Below are 18,636 nucleotides of genomic sequence, written 5' to 3' on the forward strand. Positions count from 1 at the left end.
GCGCAAGCGGCGGGCGTTTTGCTTTGTGGCGCAGGGCTTGCGGCCAACCTTGCGGGTCATGGCAGCATGAAAAAGCCCGGCACAAGGCCGGGCGCTCTGGGCTGGCGTGGCTGGCGCATCAGAACGCGTCGGATGGCAGCCGTACCCAGCCTTCCATCAGGATGCGGGCGCTGCGGCTCATGATCGCCTTGGTGACAACCCACTGGCCGTCGATCTGCCGGGCTTCGGCGCCCACGCGCAGCGTGCCGGACGGGTGGCCGAAGCGCACTGCCTGCCGCTCGCCACCACCGGCCGCCAGGTTCACCAGCGTGCCGGGAATGGCGGCGGCGGTGCCGATGGCCACCGCGGCGGTGCCCATCATGGCGTGGTGCAGCTTGCCCATGGACAGCGCGCGTACCAGCAGGTCGATCTCGCCAGCCTTGATCTGCTTGCCGCTGGAGGCGGTGTAGTCGGCCGGCGGCGCCACGAAGGCGATCTTCGGCGTGTGCTGACGGGTGGCGGCTTCCTCCGGCGTTTTGATCAGCCCCATGCGCAGCGCGCCGGCCACGCGGATGGCCTCGAATTTCGCCAGCGCCGCCGGGTCGCTGTTGATGGCCTCACGCAGCTCGGTGCCGCTGTAGCCGATGTCGGCCGCATTGACGAACACCGTGGGGATGCCGGCGCTGATCATGGTGGCCTGGAAACTGCCGACACCGGGCACCTCCAGCGTGTCGACCAGATTGCCGGTGGGGAACATGCTGCCGCCTTCGTCGCCGTCATCCGCCCCCTTGTCGGATGGGTCGATGAATTCCAGCACGATCTCGGCCGCCGGGAAGGTCACACCGTCCAGCTCGAAATCGCCGGTTTCCTGCACCTGGCCGTTGGTTACCGGTACATGGGCGATGATGGTCTTGTGGATATTGGCCTGCCAGATGCGCACCACGCACACGCCGTTGTCCGGAATGCGCGCCGGGTCCACCAGGCCGGCATGGATAGCAAAGGCGCCGGCGGCGGTGGACAGGTTGCCGCAGTTGCCGCTCCAGTCCACGAAGGCCTTGTCGATGGCGACCTGGCCGTACAGGTAGTCCACGTCGTGCTCGGGCTGCGTGCTTTTCGACAGGATCACGCACTTGCTGGTGCTGGAGGTGGCGCCGCCCATGCCGTCGATGTGGGCGGAGTAGGGGTCCGGGCTGCCGATGACACGCATGAACAGTTTGTCGCGCGCCGCGCCAGGCTGCTGGCAACGTTCCGGCAAATCCTGCAGCCGGAAGAACACGCCCTTGCTGGTGCCGCCACGGATGTAGGTGGCGGGGATGCGGGTCTGGGGAGAGTGAGCCATGGTCGCTCCTGAGTGTATGGGGTGAAGGCTTCAATGCGTAGGGTGGGCAAAGCGCAGCGTGCCCACCAATAACATTTTGCCGGTGGGCACGGCCTATGGCCTTTGCCTACCCTACGCGCCGCTTGCGGCCAACCTTTGCAGGTTGGCCGCAGCGCACGATCAGGCGTGGGCCTGCAGGAAGTCCTTGGCAAAGCGTTGCAGCACGCCGCCGGCTTCGTACACCGACACCTCTTCATCCGAATCCAGGCGGCAGGTCACCGGCACCTGCACACTTTCGCCGTTACGGCGATGGATCACCAGTGTCAGCTCGGTGCGCGGCGTCAGCTTGCCGGTCACGTCATAGGTTTCGGTGCCGTCGAGGCCCAGCGTCTTGCGCGTGGTGCCGGGCTTGAACTCCAGCGGCAGCACGCCCATGCCGATCAGGTTGGTGCGGTGGATGCGCTCGAAGCCTTCGGCCACGATGGCTTCCACGCCGGCCAGGCGCACGCCCTTGGCGGCCCAGTCACGCGAGCTGCCCTGGCCGTAGTCGGCGCCTGCCACGATGATCAGCGGCTGCTTGCGGTTCATATAGGTTTCAATGGCTTCCCACATGCGCATCACCTTGCCTTCCGGTTCCACGCGCGCCAGCGAGCCTTTCTTCACTTCGCCGTCCACCACGGCCATTTCGTTCACCAGCTGCGGGTTGGCGAAGGTGGCGCGCTGCGCGGTGAGGTGGTCGCCGCGGTGGGTGGCGTAGGAGTTGAAGTCCTCCTCCGGCAAGCCCATCTTGTGCAGGTATTCGCCGGCCGCCGAGTTCATCAGAATGGCGTTGGACGGCGACAGGTGGTCGGTGGTGATGTTGTCCGGCAGCAGTGCCAGCGGGCGCATGCCGCGCAAGGTGCGCTCGCCGGCCAGCGCGCCTTCCCAGTACGGCGGGCGGCGGATGTAGGTGGACATCTCGCGCCAGTCGTACAGCGGCGAGGCGGCCTTCTCGGTGGCGTGCTTCTCGAACATAGGGATGTAGATCTGGTTGAACTGTTCCGGCTTCACCGCGCGTGCCACGATGGCGTCAATCTCCTCGTCGCTCGGCCAGATATCCTTGAGGCGGACTTCCTTGCCGTCCACCACGGTCAGCACGTCCTGCTCGATATCGAAGCGCACGGTACCGGCGATGGCGTAGGCCACCACCAGCGGCGGCGAGGCCAGGAAGGCCTGCTTGGCATACGGGTGGATGCGGCCGTCGAAGTTGCGGTTGCCGGACAGCACCGCGGTGGCGTACAGGTCGCGGTCTATGATTTCCTGCTGGATTTTCGGGTCCAGTGCGCCGGACATGCCGTTACAGGAGGTGCAGGCGTAGGCGACGATGCCGAAGCCCAGCGCCTCCAGATCCTCCAGCAGGCCGGCTTCTTCCAGGTACAGCTTCACTACCTTGGAGCCAGGGGCCAGCGAGGTTTTTACCCACGGCTTGCGTACCAGGCCGAGTTTGCGGGCGTTACGCGCCAGCAGGCCGGCGGCGATCACGTTGCGCGGGTTGCTGGTGTTGGTGCAGCTGGTGATGGCGGCGATGATCACTGCGCCGTCCGGCATCTGGCCGTGGGCTTCCTGCTCGCGGGCGGCCGCAAGGTTGGCCGCAATACCGCGTTCGGCCAGCGCAGAGGTCGGCAGGCGCTTGTGCGGGTTGGACGGGCCGGCCATGTTGCGGGTGACGCTAGACAGGTCGAAGCGCAGCACGCGTTCGTACTGCACCTGGCGCAGGCTGTCGGCCCACAGGCCGGCCTGTCTGGCATAGGTTTCCACCAGCTTGACCTGCTCGTCGCTGCGGCCGGTGAGGCGCAGGTAGTCCAGGGTCTGGCTGTCGATGGCGAACATGGCGGCGGTGGCGCCGTATTCCGGGGCCATATTGGAAATCGTGGCGCGGTCACCAATAGTCAGGCTGGCGGCGCCTGCGCCGTAGAACTCCAGGTAGGCGCCGACTACTTTTTCCTTGCGCAGGAATTCGGTGAGCGCCAGCACCACGTCGGTGGCAGTGATGCCGGGCTGGCGGCGGCCAGCAAGCTCAACACCGACGATGTCCGGCAGCCGCATCCACGAGGCGCGGCCCAGCATCACGTTCTCGGCCTCCAGCCCACCCACGCCCACCGCGATCACGCCCAGCGCGTCTACGTGCGGGGTGTGGCTGTCGGTGCCGACGCAGGTATCCGGGTAGGCCACGCCGTTGTCGGCGTGGATCACCGGCGACATCTTCTCCAGGTTGATCTGGTGCATGATGCCGTTGCCGGCCGGGATCACGTCCACGTTGTCGAACGCGGTCTTGGTCCAGTTGATGAAGTGGAAGCGGTCTTCGTTGCGGCGGTCTTCGATGTCGCGGTTCTTCTGGACGGCGTCCGGGTCGAAGCCGCCGCATTCCACCGCCAGCGAATGGTCGACGATCAGCTGTACCGGCACCACCGGGTTGACCTTGGCCGGGTCGCCGCCCTGGTCGGCAATGGCGTCACGCAGGCCGGCCAGATCCACCAGCGCGGTCTGGCCGAGGATGTCGTGGCACACCACACGCGCCGGGAACCAGGGAAAGTCGCGCTCGCGCTTGCGTTCGATCAGCTGCAGCAGGCAGTCGTTGATGATGGCCGGGTCCGCACGGCGGACGATGTTTTCGGCGTGCACGCGGGCGGTGTAGGGCAGGCCGGCCCAGGCACCGGGCTTGAGGGCTTCGACGGCGGCTTGCGCGTCGAAGTAGTCGAGGGCGGTGCCGGGCAGGGGTTTGCGGTATTGGGTGTTCATGATGATCTCTCGACCGGTGCCTGATGTTCAGGCGTGTTGTTCTGGCTTGCTGTCAGCGGCCAGCCGCTGCAGAAAGTCGCTGTAGCAAAGGGTAAGACCGTGGCAATCCACCGAGATTTCGGCGCTGAAACCGGGTGACTGATAGCGGTAGCGCGCGTGCCCTTGTGCGTCGTCCGCCAGCCGGGTGTACCGCTGCGGGCAGATTTCCAGCGTCAGCTGCGGCAGGCGCACGAACAGCACCTGCAGCTGCGCGCTGTCGCCGGGCGCCAGTTGCAGGCGGCGGATCGGCAGTGCGTTGGTCAGGCCGCCGCACTGCAGGTCCAGCTCGCTGCAGCTGTCGAACGCCGGCATTGCCACGCCGTCGGCGTGCCAGCGGCCCGCCACGTTGCGCAGCAGGTTCAGCGTGCGCGGCCCGGGGGCGTGCAGGGTGAACTCGGCATTGTCCACCAGGCCGGTGCGGCCAACCTGCAGCCGGTAGCTCAGGCAAACCGGCTGCGCTGCCGGGTGCAGCAGGTGGCCGCTGGCGCTGAAGGCCAGTTGCTCGCCTGCTGTCAGGCTGACGGTTTCCAGCCCCGGCGCGTCGGTGCGCTGCCAGCTGGCGACGGGCGGCAGCATGCGGCTCAGCGCTGCGCCAGCGGTACGAAGGCCTGGTCTTCCGGCCCGGTGTAGTTGGCCGACGGGCGGATGATCTTGCCGTCGATGCGTTGCTCGATCACGTGCGCGCTCCAGCCGCTGGTACGGGCAATCACGAACAGCGGGGTGAACATGGCGGTGGGCACGCCCATCATGTGGTAGCTCACGGCGCTGAACCAGTCCAGGTTGGGGAACATCTTCTTGATGTCCCACATCACGCTTTCCAGACGCGCGGCGATGTCGAACATCTTGCTGTCGCCGGCAGTCTGTGACAGCTCGCGCGCCACTTCCTTGATGACCTTGTTGCGCGGGTCGCTGATGGTGTACACCGGGTGGCCGAAACCGATCACGACTTCCTTGCGCTCCACGCGGGCCTTGATGTCGGCCTCGGCCTCGTCCGGCGTTTCGTAGCGCTTCTGTACTTCGAACGCCACCTCGTTGGCGCCGCCGTGTTTCGGGCCGCGCAGCGCGCCGATGGCGCCGGTGATGGCGCTGTACATGTCGGAGCCGGTGCCGGCGATGACGCGGGCGGCGAAGGTGGAAGCGTTGAATTCGTGCTCGGCGTACAGGTTGAGCGAGGTGTGCATGGCGCGCACCCACTGCTCGGACGGCCTCTGGCCATGCAGCAGGTGCAGGAAGTGGCCGCCGATGGAGTCGTCATCGGTTTCCACTTCGATACGCTTGCCGTTGTGGCTGAAGTGGTACCAGTACAGCAGCATCGAACCCAGGCTGGCCATCAGGCGGTCGGCGATGTCGCGGGCACCGGCCATATTGTGGTCGTCCTTCTCCGGCAGCGCGCAGCCCAGCGCGGATACGCCGCTGCGCATTACGTCCATCGGGTGGGCAGCAGCCGGCAGCGCTTCCAGTACCGCTTTCACCGATGCCGGCAGGCCGCGCAGGCTCTTCAGTTTTTTCTTGTAGCCGGTGAGTTCGGCCTGGTTTGGCAGCTTGCCGTGCACCAGCAGGTAGGCCACTTCCTCGAATTCGCAGTGCGCGGCCAGATCCAGGATGTCGTAGCCGCGGTAGTGCAGGTCGTTGCCGCTGCGGCCAACGGTACACAGGGCGGTGTTGCCGGCGGCAACGCCGGACAGGGCGACGGATTTCTTGGCTTTGGGAAGCACTTGGAGGGTCTCGCTCATCTTTACTTCTCCTGCTGCTGGTGTTGATTGGGGTTGTGTTCGGCTGGCTCGGCGTCATGGAAGATCGCCAGCCATACGGTATCGGTGTCGGCCGCGGTGGCGGCCACGCGGTGACGGCGATGCGCCGGAATCAGCACCGCGTCGCCGACTTGCAGCGTTTGCCGCGCCGCCGGTGCGTCGTATTCCAGCTCGGCATGGCCGGACAGCAGCAGCACCCATTCGTGCTGCGGCTGCTCGTACCAGAAGCCGGGCGGCGATACGTGGCCGCGCGACACGATGCGCTCGACGCGAAAGCCGCGCGTGCCGGCCAGCAGGGTGTCGAACTGCTCCTGCGGCAGTGTGGCCGGAATGTCGGCCAACAGGTTGCGCGGCGGGGTCATCGCTTATTTTTCCTGACGGAACAGCGCGTCCAGCTTCTGTTCGTAATCGTGATAGCCCAGGTGGTCGTACAACTCCATGCGGGTCTGCATCTTGTCGATCACGTTCTGCTGGGTGCCGTCCTGGCGGATGGCGCCATAGACTTCCAGCGCCGCCTTGCTCATGGCGCGGAAGGCGGACAGCGGGTACAGCACCAGGCTCACGCCGTTGTCGCCCAGCTCCCGGGTGGTGTACAGCGGGGTGGCGCCGAATTCGGTGATATTGGCCAGCACCGGCACCTTCACCGCGGCGGCGAACTGCTTGTACATCGCCAGGTCGGTCATGGCTTCCGGGAAGATCATGTCGGCGCCGGCGTCCACGCAGGCCACCGCGCGTTCGAGGGCGGCATCCAGGCCTTCCACCGCCAGCGCATCGGTGCGCGCCATGATCACCATGTCGTGCTTGCGGGCGTCTACCGCAGCCTTGACGCGGTCCACCATCTCGTCCTGACCGACGATGGCCTTGTTCGGGCGGTGGCCACAGCGCTTCTGCTGCACCTGGTCTTCGATATGCACGGCGGCTGCGCCGGCTTTTTCCAGGCTGCGTATGGCGCGGGCGATGTTGAAGGCGCCGCCCCAGCCGGTATCGATGTCCACCAGCAGCGGCAGCTCGGTCACGTCGGTAATGCGGCGCACGTCGATCAGCACGTCTTCCAGCGTGGTGATGCCCAGGTCGGGAATGCCGCAGGAGCAGGCCGCCACGCCGCCACCGGACAGGTACAGCGCCTTGAAGCCGCTGTGTTCGGCCAGGCGCGCGGCGTAGGCATTGACAGTGCCTACCACCTGCAGGGGTTTTTCATTGGCGACTGCGTCGCGGAAACGTTGGCCGGCGGTGGTCATTGGAGTCTCCTAACCTTTGAGTGGAACGTTATGGGTGAAATTCTAGCAAGTGCTTGGTTATTTGGAAAACAACTTTTTGTCGCGGTGGCTGTGAGGTCAGGTAACAGGCTGGCGGCGTGCCGGCCGGCGTGATTCAATGGCGCACCTGCGTGGGTATAACTCAAGCGCCCGTTCAATGCCTGCCATGGCGGCAACCGGGGTGGCTTGCCCCGCAACTGGCCGGCGGTGACGTTGGCCGGCCTGGTTTTGGCGCGCCCGGTGGCGGTTTTCTGCCTGGCATCCGGTGGTTTGCCGGGCCGGCGCAGTGGCCAGAAAACATTGAACAGGCTCTAACAATAGCGGTGAACTAAGCGAATGGCCCTGGGTCATACGTGTGCCCTGTGCTGCCGCAAGGTGGCAACAAACAAGAACAGCGGGGCGAATCAGGGAGCTAATGACAACGATGAGTGATCGAGAACTCGATCAGCAATTGGTGGAGCGTGCCCAGCGCGGCGAAAAGCGTGCGTTCGACTTGCTGGTCAGCAAGTATCAGCGCCGCCTGTCGCGGCTGTTGTCCCGCTTTTTGCGGGATTCGGCCGATATCGAGGACGTGACGCAGGAGGCCTTTGTAAAGGCCTACCGCGCCTTGCCATCGTTCCGCGGCGAAAGTGCGTTCTATACCTGGCTGTACCGGATCGGTATCAATACGGCCAAGAACTTTCTGACCTCTGCCGGGCGGCGTCCGGTGGTCAGTGCCGAGGTGGAAGACGAGGACGGCGAAAGCCTGGACCTCTCCGCCCAGGTGCCGGACTACCACACGCCGGAAGCGGAGATGATGAACCAGCAGATATTGGCCGCGGTCAATGCAGCCGTGGACCGTCTGCCGGAAGAATTGCGTACTGCGATCACCCTGCGCGAAATGGAGGGCCTCAGTTACGAGGAGATCGCGGTGGCAATGAATTGCCCGATCGGTACCGTGCGTTCGCGCATCTTCCGCGCACGCGAAGCGATTGCGGCAGAGTTGCGTCCGTTGCTGGATACGGCAAAAAACAAAAGATGGTGAGCAGATGATGAATGAAAAACTATCCGCCCTGATGGACGGTGAGTTGGCCGACAGGGACGCCGCGCCACTCATCAGGCAACTGGCCAGCGAGAGCGAACTGCAGCAGCTGTGGCAGGAGTACCACGTGATCGGTGACGCCATGCGCAACAGTTCGCTGTTGTCGGTGGATGTGCGTCAGGCGGTCAGCCAGCGACTGGCGGACGAGCCGACGGTGTTCGCACCGCGGCCGCGCGCCAGGCTAGCGACCAGACCGGCGGCGCGCTTTGCCGTGGCCGCCTCGGTAGCGCTGGCCGGCGTGGTGGGCTGGTACAGCTGGCAGAGCCATTCGGTGGATGCCGGCCTGGTGGCGCAGGCGGTGCCTGCTGGCCAGGTGCAGGTGGCGGCCGATGGTAGCCAGCAATACCTCGACGCCCATCAGGATGGCGCGCTGGGGGATGGCCTGACCCGTGTCGGCCTGGTTCAGCCGGCGGCAGGGGGTGGGCATTGATGCGTCGGTTTGTTGTCTGTGTGTTGTTCACCGTGCCGCTGCTGGCACAGGCCGAGGATGACTGGTCGCTGCTGCGCCGTGCGGCGGTAGCCGGTCAGTCCCTGACTTTCACCGCTGCCTATTCCCACCAGCTGGGCGGGGAGCTCGAAACCTTCCGCATCTACCGCGCCAACGATGATGGCCTGCTGCGCGAGCGGCGCGAGTCGCTCGATGGCTTGCCGCGGGAAATCGTGCGCCATGGCGGCGAGCTTACCTGCTACGCGCCGGATACCAAGTCCCTGAGCGCTGCCAAGCTCAGCGCGGTCAAGCTGTTCCCGGCCATCCTGCCGGATGCGCAGACCGACCTGGCTGCGGCCTACAGCATCAGCCGTGGCGGCAGCGACCGGGTGGCGCAGCGCGACTGCCAGTGGCTGCAGCTCAAGCCGCGCGAGAGCAATACCCGCTACACCCAGAAGCTGTGCGTCGATACCGTATCCGGCTTGCCGCTGAAAGCAGTGACCATGGGCGTGCGTGGCGAGGTGATCGAGCAGTTTGCGTTTACCGAGCTGGATCTCACCGGCGAGCGCGACAAGACCCTGCTCAAGCCTCGCTACAAGCAGGCGCTGCCGCTGGGCAGAGGTATTGCTACCCAGCCTTCGGCGGTGCCGCCGCTGGAGGTGAAGGGCATGCCGGCGGGCTTTCACCTGCTGCGCTACATGAGCCGGCCGCTGCCGGGGCATGAACAGGCAGTGCAGCACTATGTGTATACCGACGGGTTCGCCAAGCTGTCGCTGTTCGTGGAAGAAGCGGGCAACGATACCGCGACCCATCCGGTGGTGATCGCGCCCAACGGCATCGGCGTTGCCTCGCGCCGGCTGGGTGAGCAACTGGTGACGGTGGTGGGCGATCTGCCCGAGGCCGGCCTGCAGTCCGTGCTCAAGAACATCCGCCTGGTTCCAAAATAAACAGCGAAGCCAAAGCCGGTACGCCACAGTTGGCGCCCGGCTTTGCCGGCTGGTGCCAGGGTCGCATGTCGCCAGTCGCACCGCCTACCCACCATTTTCCATGGAGATTGTCACAACATGCCGATCAAGAAGCTGATTGCCGCCGCCATGCTGACGGCCGGATTGTTGACCAGCCCGGTTGTCCTGTCTGCGCCCTTGTCCTCGCTGCCCGATTTCACCCAGCTGGTGGAAGAGCAGGGCAAGGCCGTGGTGAATATCCGTACCGTGGGTACGGTGCGCCAGATGGTGCGCGAGTTGCCGCCGGGAATGGAAAACGACCCGTTTTCCGAGTTCTTCCGCCAGTTTGCGCCGCCGCAGCTGCGTGAGTACCGCACTGGCGGTCTGGGCTCCGGTTTCATTCTGTCCGCCGACGGTTACGTGCTGACCAATGCGCACGTGATTGCCGATGCCGACGAGATGATCGTTACCCTGGGCGACCGCCGCGAGTTCAAGGCCAAGGTAATCGGCTCGGATGCGCGTACCGATGTGGCCTTGCTGAAGATCGACGCCAAGGGGCTGCCGTTCGTGCAGCTTGGTAAATCGGATGCGCTGAAGGTGGGCGAGTGGGTGCTGGCTATCGGTTCGCCGTTCGGTTTTGAAAACACCGTCACTTCCGGCATTGTCTCCGCCAAGGGGCGCCACCTGCCGGATGAAAGCTATGTGCCGTTCATCCAGACCGATGCGGCAGTGAACCCGGGCAACTCCGGCGGCCCGCTGTTCAATATGAAGGGTGAAGTAGTCGGCATCAATTCGCAGATCTACAGCCGCTCGGGCGGCTTCATGGGCATCTCCTTTGCCATTCCCATCGATGTGGCGATGACGGTGGTGGATCAGCTCAAGCAGGGCGGTAAAGTCAGCCGTAGCCGCATCGGCGTTGGCATCCAGCCGCTGAACAAGGAACTGGCTTCCTCCTTCGGCCTGCAGGATGCCAAGGGCACGCTGATCAGCAACGTGGAAAAAGGCGGCCCGGCCGACAAGGCGGGCATCAAGTCCGGTGATGTGGTGCTGCGCCTGAACGGCGAGCTGCTGGACAGCAGCGACGATCTGCCGCGCATGCTGGGCAGCATCCGCCCCGGCAGCAAGGTGGACATGGAGCTGTGGCGCAACCGCAAGCTGCTCAAGCTGTCGGTGGTGACCGCCGAGCTGCAGGACGAAGACCCGCGCACCGCCGAACGTGCCTACCGCGGCAAACCGCAGGGCGAGGAGAGCGTGGGCAACCGCAGCGGCCTGTCGGTGCAGGCGCTGCCTGCAGCGCAGCTGCAGAAGCTGGGCGTGAAGTTCGGCCTGCTGGTGCGTGGCGTGCAGGGGCCGGCTGCCGATGCCGGGATGCAGGCGGGCGATGTGATCGTGGGTGTGTCCGGCGAGGATCTCGCCAGTGTGGGGCAGCTGCAGCAGGCGATCAATGCGGTGCCGGCTGGTGGCAGCGTGGCGCTGCGCGTGTTACGCCAGGGCGAGCCGCTGTTCATTGCCCTGAAACCGGAAAAGGCCAAGCCCTGATGCAACTGACCCTGTATTTTCGCGAGTATTGCAGCCTGTGCCACGACATGCTGGCACGACTGCGCCCCTGGCAGCAGCAGTACGGCTTTGCCATCGACGTGGTGGACGTGGATGCCGACCCGGTGCTGGAGGAACGCTTCAACGAACTGGTGCCGGTGCTGATGCACGGCGAGCAGGAAATCTGCCACTGGCACCTGGACGAAGCAAGGTTGGCCGCATACCTGACAACACCGCAGCCGGAACACTTGGCTGCACAGGGCGGCGAAATCGGCTAGAATCCGCGCCAGTGTTTATAAAGGGCATTTGTGTGCCCGGCGATTGTTGACAAAGCCCTTGCGCACTGCGGAAGGGCTTTGTGATGCAAACAGGAAGGCTGCGGGGGCAATAACCTGGCAGAAGCGGCCCGGCTTGCCGGGTTCGATAGAACTTGAACCAGGCACTTTGCAGCCTGAGGGCACTTTGTGTGCCCTTAATTTTTGCTGGATTCCGATGAAACATATCCGAAATTTCTCGATTATTGCCCATATCGACCATGGCAAATCGACGCTGGCCGACCGCTTCATCCAGTTTTGCGGTGGCCTGGAACAACGTGAAATGAGTGCTCAGGTGCTCGACTCGATGGATATCGAGAAAGAGCGCGGCATCACCATCAAGGCGCAGACCGCGGCGCTGCAATACAAGGCGCGCGACGGCCAGGTGTACAACCTGAACCTGATCGACACCCCGGGTCACGTGGACTTCTCCTACGAAGTGTCGCGTTCGCTGTCCGCCTGCGAAGGCGCGCTCTTGGTGGTGGATGCCTCGCAGGGCGTGGAAGCGCAGACCGTAGCCAACTGCTACACCGCCATCGAGCTGGGTGTGGAAGTGGTGCCGGTACTGAACAAGATCGACCTGCCGGCGGCCGACCCGGAGCGCGTGAGCCAGGAGATCGAGGACATCATCGGCATCGAGGCCATCGATGCGGTGCGTGCTTCCGCCAAGTCCGGCATCGGCATCGAGGACATCCTCGAAACCGTGGTCAGCAAGATTCCGCCGCCGGAAGGCAACCCGGATGGCCCGCTGAAGGCGCTGATCATCGACTCCTGGTTCGACAACTACGTCGGCGTGGTGATGCTGGTGCGCGTGATCGATGGCCAGCTCAAGCCCAAGGACAAGATCAAGTTCATGGCCACCCAGGCCGAGCACCTGTGCGAACAGGTGGGCGTGTTCACGCCGAAATCGGAACAGCGCGAGGCGCTGAGTGCCGGTGAAGTGGGCTTCGTGATCGCCGGTATCAAGGAACTGAAATCTGCCAAGGTGGGCGACACCATCACCCTGATGAACAACCCGGCCGCCGAGCCGCTGCCTGGCTTCAAGGAAGTGCAGTCGCAGGTGTTCGCCGGCCTGTACCCGGTGGAAAGCCACGATTACGAATCGCTGCGTGACGCGCTGGAAAAACTGCAGCTGAACGATGCTTCGCTGAAATACGAGCCGGAAGTGTCGCAGGCGCTGGGTTTTGGCTTCCGTTGCGGCTTCCTCGGTCTGTTGCATCTGGAAATCGTGCAGGAACGTCTCGAGCGCGAGTTCGACATGGACCTCATTACCACCGCGCCAACCGTGATCTACGAAGTGGTGATGAAGGACGGTACGATCAGTGAAGTGTCCAACCCGTCCAAGATGCCGGAAGCGGGTAAGTACGATGAGCTGCGCGAGCCCATCATTACCGCCACCATCCTGGTGCCGCAGGACTACGTCGGCTCGGTGATGACCCTGTGCAACCAGAAGCGTGGCGTACAGCGCAATATGCAGTACATGGGCCGCCAAGTAATGCTGAAGTACGACCTGCCGATGAACGAAGTGGTGATGGACTTCTTTGACAAGCTCAAGTCCACCAGCCGTGGTTATGCCTCGCTGGACTACGAGTTCAAGGAGTTCCAGGCGGCTGATCTGGTGAAGCTGGATGTGCTGGTCAATGGCGAAAAGGTGGATGCCCTGAGCCTGATCGTGCATCGTGCCACCAGCGTGTATCGTGGCCGCGAGCTGGTAGCCAAGATGCGTGAGCTGATTCCGCGCCAGATGTTCGATATCGCGGTGCAGGCAGCCATCGGCAGCCATATTATTTCGCGCGAAACGGTCAAGGCGCTGCGCAAGAACGTACTGGCCAAGTGTTACGGCGGTGACATCACCCGTAAGAAAAAACTGCTGGAAAAGCAGAAGGCCGGTAAGAAGCGCATGAAGCAGGTGGGCAACGTGGAAATCCCGCAGGAGGCTTTCCTGGCAATTCTGCAGGTAGGGGACAAGTAAATGGGTACGAACCTGGTGTGGGTATGGCTGGTGCTGGCCGTTGTCGGCGTACTGCTGATCGTGTTTGCGGCCAAGAACGAAGACGGCTCGCCGGCTGCCTCGGTGGAGTGGGGCTATCTGGCCCTGCTGGGTGGCGTGTTCGGCCTGCTGTCGGATTACATGAGCTTTGGCGCGGTGATGCTGATCATCGTGCTGGTGACCGGTGTGATCTGGGCGCTGGACAAGTGGCTGCTGGCCAGAAAACGTGCACCGGGCGAGCGTGCTCCGCACTACATCGACTTCCCGCGCGGGTTCTTCCCCATCATCGCCGTGGTGTTCCTGCTGCGCTCCTTCGTGGCCGAGCCGTTCCAGATTCCGTCCAGCTCCATGCGGCCGGGCCTGGTGGTGGGCGATTTCATCCTGGTGAACAAGTTCAACTACGGTCTGCGCGTGCCGGTGGGTAACCAGGTGATGCTGCCGATGGGCAAGGTGCAAAGCGGCGACGTGGTGGTGTTCAACTACCCGGAGAACGAGCGCATCAACTTCATCAAGCGCGTCATCGGCACGCCGGGTGACGTGGTGGTGTACCGCGACAAGCAGCTGAGCCTTAACGGCAAACCGGTAGCCCACGTGGCCGCCGGTGAAGTGGAATATCTGGAAAAAGGGCTGGCGATGATTCGCGCCCAGCAGTTTACCGAGCAGATCAGCGGTAAATCCTTCCACACCCTGGTGGAGCCGGACAAGCCGGTGTATTTCCCCAATGGTGTGCGCCCGTTCCCGGGGCATGAAAACTGCGAGTACCGCGATGACGGTTTTACTTGCAAAGTACCGCAAGGTCAGTATTTCATGATGGGTGACAATCGTGACAACAGCGAGGACAGCCGTTACTGGGGCTTTGTCGAAGACCGTCTGCTGGTAGGCAAGGCCTTCCTGATCTGGATGAACTTCGGCGACCTGTCGCGTATTGGCACCCGTATTCACTGAGTAATCGGAAAGGGCTGGAGATGAAGCGTTCGCAGGGCGGTTTTTCCTTCCTGGTGGTGCTGGCATTCGCCATGGTGGCAGCAGTGGTGCTGTTCGGTGTGTTGAAGGTGCTGCCGGTATACACCGAGTACGGCACCATCAAGCGTACGGTTGACGAAATTTCTGTCGACCAGGAGCAGACGGAACCCGACGTGCGTCGCGCATTCGAGAACCATGCCACTGTGCAGGATATCAAGGCGGTGAAGACGCGTGATCTGCTGGTAACCAGCTCCGGCGGCAAGCTGGGGGTTGGGGTACGTTACGATACCGACGTGCCTATCGTGAAAGACATCAAGCTGGTATTCCACTTCGAGTATCAGGCAGGCTCTGTACCGGTACTGGACCAAACCAAATAAACCGTGAATCAACAAGACAACCGCTTCCGGCGCCTGAGTACGGCGCTGGATTATTTTTTTGAGAAGCAGGAGCTGCTGAAGCAGGCGCTGACCCATCGCAGTTTCGGCATGCCCAACAATGAACGCTTCGAGTTCATTGGTGACAGCATTCTCAACTACACCGTGGCGCGCATGCTGTTCGATCAGTTTCCCAAGCTGAGCGAAGGCGAGCTGTCGCGCTTGCGTGCCAACCTGGTCAACCAGAACACCCTGGCCGAGATCGCGCAGGAGCTGAAGCTGGGCGACTACCTGTACCTGGGCGAGGGCGAGCTGAAAAGCGGCGGCTACAACCGGCCGTCCATCCTGGCCGATGCAGTGGAGGCCACCTTTGCCGCCATCAGCTTCGACCGCGATTTCCAGGCCGCCGAGCAGGTGGTGCGCCGGCTGTATGCTGGCCGCGTTGCCGGCATCGACCCCACCCGTCATGCCAAGGACGCCAAGACCCGGCTGCAGGAGGCATTGCAGGCGCGGCGTCTGCCGCTGCCGCGCTACACCATCCTGGCGCAGAACGGCGAAGCGCACGAGCAGTCGTTCCGCGTGCAGTGCGACCTGGGCGAACTGGCCATCATCACCACCGGCGAGGGCAGCAGCCGTCGCGGTGCCGAGCAGCAGGCCGCCGATGTGGCGCTGCAGCTGCTGGAGCAACATTTTGCCGCAGGCAAGAAAAAGACATCATGAGTGACATCCCGTACCGTTGTGGCTTCGTCGCCATCGTTGGCCGCCCCAACGTCGGCAAATCCACGCTGATGAACCATCTCATCGGCCAGAAGATCAGCATCACCTCCAAGAAGGCGCAAACCACGCGCCACCGCGTCAACGGCATCTACACCGAGCCTGCTGCGCAGTTCGTGTTTGTCGATACCCCCGGCTTCCAGACCTACCACAAGGGCGCGCTGAACGAGACGCTGAACAACAGCGTCAAGGATTCGCTGGCCAACGTGGACTGCGTGCTGTTCGTGCTGGAAGCGATGCGCCTGTCCGCGGCCGACCGCGAAGTGATCGCACTGCTGCCGAAGAAAACCCCGGTGATCCTGGTGCTGAACAAGCTGGACAAGGCCAAGGATCGCCTGGCGCTGTCCGCCTTCATCGAGGAGGCCCAGGCCGAGTTCCCGTTCGCCGATGTCGAGGTAGTCAGCGCCAAGCACGGCCAGCGCCTGGGCGAACTGCTGGAAAAGGTGCGCCCGCACCTGCCGGAATCGGTGCCGCTGTACCCGGAAGACATGGTCACCGACAAAACCCAGCGCTTCCTCGCCGGCGAGATCGTGCGCGAGAAGCTGTTCCGCTACCTGGGCGAGGAACTGCCGTACGAGATGAACGTGGAAGTGGAGTCGTTCGAAGTTGACGGCAGCATGTTCCGCATCTACGTGGCGGTGCTGGTGGACAAGGAAGGGCAGAAGCCCATCGTCATCGGCCGCGGCGGCGAGAAGCTGAAGAAAATCTCCACCGAGGCACGCCTGGACATGGAGCAGCTGTTCGACTGCAAGGTGTTCCTGGAAGTGTGGGTGAAGGTGAAATCCGGTTGGGCCGACGACGTGCGCTTCCTGCGCGATTTCGGCATCAACTGAGCCACAAGCCACAGCAAGGTTGGCCGCATGTTTGCGAATACTCCCGAACCGCCGTACTGGGCGGTGATCTTCAGCAGCCAGCGCACTACCGGTGATGGTGGTGGCGACGACGGCTATGGCGACATGGCCGCGCGCATGGTGCAGCTGGCCGGCGAGCAGCCGGGCTTTCTCGGTGCCGAGAGCGCGCGCGATGCCGACGGCTTCGGCATCACCGTCTCCTACTGGGCCAGCGAACAGGCGATTGCCGCCTGGAAGGCCGATGCCGAGCACCGCCTGGCGCAGCAGCAGGGCTTTGCCCGCTGGTATGCCGGCCTGGCGCTGCGGGTAGCGCAGGTGGCGCGCGCCAAAGTCTGGCAGCGGCCGGAGCGGGGCGATGCAGCCGGGCAAGGTTGACCGCCAGCCGGCCTACGTACTGCACACCCAGCCCTACAAGGAAACCAGCCTGCTGGTGGAGGTGCTGAGCCGCGATCACGGCCGTTTCACCCTGGTGGCACGCGGCGCACGTCGCCCGCGCTCCGACCTGCGCGGCCTGCTGTTGCCATTCCAGCCGCTGCAGCTGTCCTGGTTCGGCAAGGGCGAATTGCGCACCCTGCACGTGGCCGACTGGCGCGGCGGTGTGCCGCAGTTCGCCGGCGAGCGCCTGGTGTGTGGCTACTACCTGAACGAACTGGTGCTGCGCCTGGCGCCGCGCGACGACCCGGCGCCGGAACTGTTCAAACTGTACGATCGCAGCGTGCGCACCCTGGCTGGCGACGAAACATTCAGCAATGTACTGCGCCGCTTCGAGCTGGCGCTGCTGGCCTTGCTGGGCTATGCGCCGGAGTTGGCCGCAGACACCGCCGGTCAGGCGCTGCAGCCGGAAGCCAGCTATCTGTGCCGCTTCGGCGAGGCGCCGCAGCGGGTGGCGCCGATCGAACGTCCGCCGGCCCGCAGCTGCGTCCTGAGCGGTGCCAGCCTGCTGGCACTGGCGGCGGGAGACCTCACCCTGGCGCAGACCCGGCGCGATGCCCGCCTGCTCACCCGCGTGCTGCTGGACGAGCTGCTGGGGCAGCAGCCGCTGGCCACCCGCGAATTACTGACCACTTTATACGCGCTGGCCGAGTAGCCGGCGCAGTCACGGAGAGAGACAAATCATGATCCTGCTCGGTGTCAACATCGACCACGTCGCCACCCTGCGCCAGGCGCGCGGCACCCGTTTCCCCAGCCCGATCGAGGCTGCACTGGTAGCCGAATCCAGCGGCGCCGACCTGATTACCCTGCACCTGCGCGAGGACCGCCGCCACATCCAGGATCACGACGTGGACGCCATGCGCGCCACCATCAAGACACGCATGAACCTGGAAATGGCCCTGACCGACGAGATGCTGGCCAATGCGCTGCGCGTGAAGCCTGAAGACGTATGCCTGGTGCCGGAAAAGCGCGAGGAAGTCACCACCGAAGGCGGGCTGGACGTGATCCGCTACTTCGATCTGGTGCGCGACTTTACCCGCCAGATGACCGAGGCCGGCATCCGCGTGTCCATCTTCATCGACCCGGACCAGGAGCAGATCCAGGCCGCCTGGGATGCCGGCGCACGGGTGATCGAGCTGCACACCGGCGCCTACGCCCATGCCGACTTCAAGCACGAGGAGCAGGCAGCCGAGCTGGCGCGCATCCGCGACGCCGCGGTGTTCGGTGCGCATCTGGGCATGGTGGTGAACGCCGGCCACGGCCTGAACTACCATAACGTGAAGCCGATCGCCGCCATCGCGGAAATCGCCGAGCTGAACATCGGCCATGCGCTGGTGAGCCACGCGCTGATGGTGGGCTTTGCCAACGCGGTGCGCGAAATGAAGGCGCTGATGATCGAAGGCCGCCAGGGCCAGTAAGGCGGTAGCGATGATCTACGGCATCGGTACCGATATCGCCCGCATCGAACGCTTCGAGGCGATGTATGCGCGCTGGGGGCAGGAAATCGGCCGCCGGCTATTGGCCGCGCCGGAGCGCGAAGAGCTGGCGCAGGCGGCAAAGCCGGCGCGCTTCCTGGCCAAGCGCTTTGCCGCCAAGGAGGCGCTGGGCAAGGCGCTGGGCACCGGCATCCGCGAGCCGGTGCTGCTCACCGCCATCGCCGTGACCCACGACACGCTGGGCAAGCCGATGTTCGCCTTCGACGAGCCGCTGAAGGCGTATATCGAGGCACGCGGCATTGTCAGCGTGCACCTGTCGATTTCCGACGAACAACAACATGCACTGGCGTTCGTGGTTTGCGAAACCGCCGGTGCGGCCAACCTGTGAGCCAG

Annotated in this window: 20 protein-coding genes; 14 read left to right on the forward strand and 6 right to left on the reverse strand. The window is 64.1% G+C overall.

The window, feature by feature from the left end:
- Window positions 1-118: 118 nt before the first annotated feature.
- From prpF to prpB, 6 genes are all read right to left on the reverse strand, one after another.
- A complete protein-coding gene (gene prpF, locus PSELUDRAFT_RS13295) occupies window positions 119-1,318 on the reverse strand; it encodes a 2-methylaconitate cis-trans isomerase PrpF (protein ID WP_088967289.1) in 1,200 nt (399 codons plus the stop codon).
- Window positions 1,319-1,477: 159 nt separating this feature from the next.
- Complete coding sequence (gene acnD / locus PSELUDRAFT_RS13300) at window positions 1,478-4,075, reverse strand: Fe/S-dependent 2-methylisocitrate dehydratase AcnD (protein ID WP_179947545.1); 2,598 nt, start codon at window positions 4,073-4,075, stop codon at window positions 1,478-1,480.
- Window positions 4,076-4,102: 27 nt separating this feature from the next.
- Window positions 4,103-4,690: a putative glycolipid-binding domain-containing protein gene (locus tag PSELUDRAFT_RS13305; RefSeq protein WP_088967291.1), complete on the reverse strand. Its 588-nt coding sequence runs from the start codon at window positions 4,688-4,690 to the stop codon at window positions 4,103-4,105.
- Window positions 4,691-4,695: 5 nt separating this feature from the next.
- Window positions 4,696-5,847 (reverse strand): 2-methylcitrate synthase, encoded by a 1,152-nt coding sequence (gene prpC / locus PSELUDRAFT_RS13310; RefSeq protein WP_088967292.1) that lies wholly within the window; start codon window positions 5,845-5,847, stop codon window positions 4,696-4,698.
- A gap of 2 nt (window positions 5,848-5,849) precedes the next feature.
- Window positions 5,850-6,227: a cupin domain-containing protein gene (locus tag PSELUDRAFT_RS13315; protein ID WP_088967293.1), complete on the reverse strand. Its 378-nt coding sequence runs from the start codon at window positions 6,225-6,227 to the stop codon at window positions 5,850-5,852.
- 3 nt (window positions 6,228-6,230) lie between these two features.
- Window positions 6,231-7,103, reverse strand: a complete 873-nt coding sequence (gene prpB / locus PSELUDRAFT_RS13320) for a methylisocitrate lyase (protein WP_088967294.1) — start codon at window positions 7,101-7,103, stop codon at window positions 6,231-6,233.
- Window positions 7,104-7,545: 442 nt separating this feature from the next.
- Between prpB and rpoE the strand changes: the two genes are divergently transcribed.
- The 14 genes from rpoE (at window position 7,546) to acpS (ending at window position 18,631) form a co-directional block, all read left to right on the forward strand.
- Window positions 7,546-8,145 (forward strand): RNA polymerase sigma factor RpoE, encoded by a 600-nt coding sequence (gene rpoE / locus PSELUDRAFT_RS13325; RefSeq protein ID WP_088967295.1) that lies wholly within the window; start codon window positions 7,546-7,548, stop codon window positions 8,143-8,145.
- Window positions 8,146-8,149: 4 nt separating this feature from the next.
- On the forward strand, window positions 8,150-8,632 hold the full coding sequence (locus PSELUDRAFT_RS13330) for a sigma-E factor negative regulatory protein (RefSeq protein WP_088967296.1): 483 nt from the start codon (window positions 8,150-8,152) through the stop codon (window positions 8,630-8,632).
- Entirely contained in the window at window positions 8,632-9,576 is a 945-nt protein-coding gene (locus tag PSELUDRAFT_RS13335) for a MucB/RseB C-terminal domain-containing protein (protein WP_088967297.1), read from the forward strand. The genes PSELUDRAFT_RS13330 and PSELUDRAFT_RS13335 overlap by 1 nt, the downstream gene beginning before the upstream one ends.
- A 117-nt stretch (window positions 9,577-9,693) precedes the next feature.
- The gene (locus PSELUDRAFT_RS13340) at window positions 9,694-11,112 is read left to right on the forward strand and encodes a DegQ family serine endoprotease (protein WP_088967298.1); all 1,419 of its coding nucleotides are present in this window, start codon (window positions 9,694-9,696) and stop codon (window positions 11,110-11,112) included.
- Complete coding sequence (locus PSELUDRAFT_RS13345; RefSeq protein ID WP_088967299.1) at window positions 11,112-11,387, forward strand: glutaredoxin family protein; 276 nt, start codon at window positions 11,112-11,114, stop codon at window positions 11,385-11,387. Before PSELUDRAFT_RS13340 ends, PSELUDRAFT_RS13345 begins: the two co-directional genes overlap by 1 nt.
- A 214-nt stretch (window positions 11,388-11,601) precedes the next feature.
- On the forward strand, window positions 11,602-13,395 hold the full coding sequence (gene lepA / locus PSELUDRAFT_RS13350) for a translation elongation factor 4 (RefSeq protein ID WP_088967300.1): 1,794 nt from the start codon (window positions 11,602-11,604) through the stop codon (window positions 13,393-13,395).
- Window positions 13,396-14,358 (forward strand): signal peptidase I, encoded by a 963-nt coding sequence (lepB, locus tag PSELUDRAFT_RS13355; RefSeq protein WP_088967301.1) that lies wholly within the window; start codon window positions 13,396-13,398, stop codon window positions 14,356-14,358.
- 20 nt (window positions 14,359-14,378) lie between these two features.
- Entirely contained in the window at window positions 14,379-14,753 is a 375-nt protein-coding gene (locus PSELUDRAFT_RS13360) for a DUF4845 domain-containing protein (protein WP_088967302.1), read from the forward strand.
- Between the two features lie 3 nt (window positions 14,754-14,756).
- The gene (gene rnc / locus PSELUDRAFT_RS13365) at window positions 14,757-15,470 is read left to right on the forward strand and encodes a ribonuclease III (protein WP_088967303.1); all 714 of its coding nucleotides are present in this window, start codon (window positions 14,757-14,759) and stop codon (window positions 15,468-15,470) included.
- Window positions 15,467-16,357, forward strand: coding sequence for a GTPase Era (gene era / locus PSELUDRAFT_RS13370; RefSeq protein WP_088967304.1), 891 nt, complete (start codon window positions 15,467-15,469; stop codon window positions 16,355-16,357). Before rnc ends, era begins: the two co-directional genes overlap by 4 nt.
- Window positions 16,358-16,384: 27 nt before the next feature.
- A complete protein-coding gene (locus PSELUDRAFT_RS13375) occupies window positions 16,385-16,750 on the forward strand; it encodes an antibiotic biosynthesis monooxygenase (RefSeq protein ID WP_088967305.1) in 366 nt (121 codons plus the stop codon).
- On the forward strand, window positions 16,731-17,462 hold the full coding sequence (gene recO / locus PSELUDRAFT_RS13380) for a DNA repair protein RecO (protein ID WP_088967306.1): 732 nt from the start codon (window positions 16,731-16,733) through the stop codon (window positions 17,460-17,462). The genes PSELUDRAFT_RS13375 and recO overlap by 20 nt, the downstream gene beginning before the upstream one ends.
- Window positions 17,463-17,493: 31 nt before the next feature.
- Window positions 17,494-18,225, forward strand: a complete 732-nt coding sequence (pdxJ, locus tag PSELUDRAFT_RS13385; protein ID WP_088968498.1) for a pyridoxine 5'-phosphate synthase — start codon at window positions 17,494-17,496, stop codon at window positions 18,223-18,225.
- 10 nt (window positions 18,226-18,235) lie between these two features.
- Window positions 18,236-18,631 carry a holo-ACP synthase gene (acpS, locus tag PSELUDRAFT_RS13390; RefSeq protein WP_088967307.1) on the forward strand — a complete coding sequence of 132 codons (396 nt, stop codon included), beginning with the start codon at window positions 18,236-18,238 and terminating at the stop codon, window positions 18,629-18,631.
- Window positions 18,632-18,636 lie beyond the last annotated feature (5 nt).

The sequence above is a fragment of the Vogesella sp. LIG4 genome (assembly GCF_900090205.1).
Lineage (GTDB): Bacteria > Pseudomonadota > Gammaproteobacteria > Burkholderiales > Chromobacteriaceae > Vogesella.

Excerpts from the sequence above, each read along its gene's own strand:
- acpS (WP_088967307.1), top strand. The coding sequence starts at position 18,236 with ATGATCTACGGCATCGGTACCGATATCGCCCGCATCGAACGCTTCGAG.
- lepA (WP_088967300.1), top strand. The coding sequence starts at position 11,602 with ATGAAACATATCCGAAATTTCTCGATTATTGCCCATATCGACCATGGC.
- prpF (WP_088967289.1), bottom strand. The coding sequence starts at position 1,318 with ATGGCTCACTCTCCCCAGACCCGCATCCCCGCCACCTACATCCGTGGC.
- recO (WP_088967306.1), top strand. The coding sequence starts at position 16,731 with ATGCAGCCGGGCAAGGTTGACCGCCAGCCGGCCTACGTACTGCACACC.
- PSELUDRAFT_RS13375 (WP_088967305.1), top strand. The coding sequence starts at position 16,385 with ATGTTTGCGAATACTCCCGAACCGCCGTACTGGGCGGTGATCTTCAGC.
- PSELUDRAFT_RS13315 (WP_088967293.1), bottom strand. The coding sequence starts at position 6,227 with ATGACCCCGCCGCGCAACCTGTTGGCCGACATTCCGGCCACACTGCCG.
- PSELUDRAFT_RS13305 (WP_088967291.1), bottom strand. The coding sequence starts at position 4,690 with ATGCTGCCGCCCGTCGCCAGCTGGCAGCGCACCGACGCGCCGGGGCTG.
- rpoE (WP_088967295.1), top strand. The coding sequence starts at position 7,546 with ATGAGTGATCGAGAACTCGATCAGCAATTGGTGGAGCGTGCCCAGCGC.
- prpB (WP_088967294.1), bottom strand. The coding sequence starts at position 7,103 with ATGACCACCGCCGGCCAACGTTTCCGCGACGCAGTCGCCAATGAAAAA.
- PSELUDRAFT_RS13340 (WP_088967298.1), top strand. The coding sequence starts at position 9,694 with ATGCCGATCAAGAAGCTGATTGCCGCCGCCATGCTGACGGCCGGATTG.
- acnD (WP_179947545.1), bottom strand. The coding sequence starts at position 4,075 with ATGAACACCCAATACCGCAAACCCCTGCCCGGCACCGCCCTCGACTAC.
- PSELUDRAFT_RS13335 (WP_088967297.1), top strand. The coding sequence starts at position 8,632 with ATGCGTCGGTTTGTTGTCTGTGTGTTGTTCACCGTGCCGCTGCTGGCA.
- prpC (WP_088967292.1), bottom strand. The coding sequence starts at position 5,847 with ATGAGCGAGACCCTCCAAGTGCTTCCCAAAGCCAAGAAATCCGTCGCC.
- PSELUDRAFT_RS13345 (WP_088967299.1), top strand. The coding sequence starts at position 11,112 with ATGCAACTGACCCTGTATTTTCGCGAGTATTGCAGCCTGTGCCACGAC.
- PSELUDRAFT_RS13360 (WP_088967302.1), top strand. The coding sequence starts at position 14,379 with ATGAAGCGTTCGCAGGGCGGTTTTTCCTTCCTGGTGGTGCTGGCATTC.
- era (WP_088967304.1), top strand. The coding sequence starts at position 15,467 with ATGAGTGACATCCCGTACCGTTGTGGCTTCGTCGCCATCGTTGGCCGC.
- lepB (WP_088967301.1), top strand. The coding sequence starts at position 13,396 with ATGGGTACGAACCTGGTGTGGGTATGGCTGGTGCTGGCCGTTGTCGGC.
- PSELUDRAFT_RS13330 (WP_088967296.1), top strand. The coding sequence starts at position 8,150 with ATGATGAATGAAAAACTATCCGCCCTGATGGACGGTGAGTTGGCCGAC.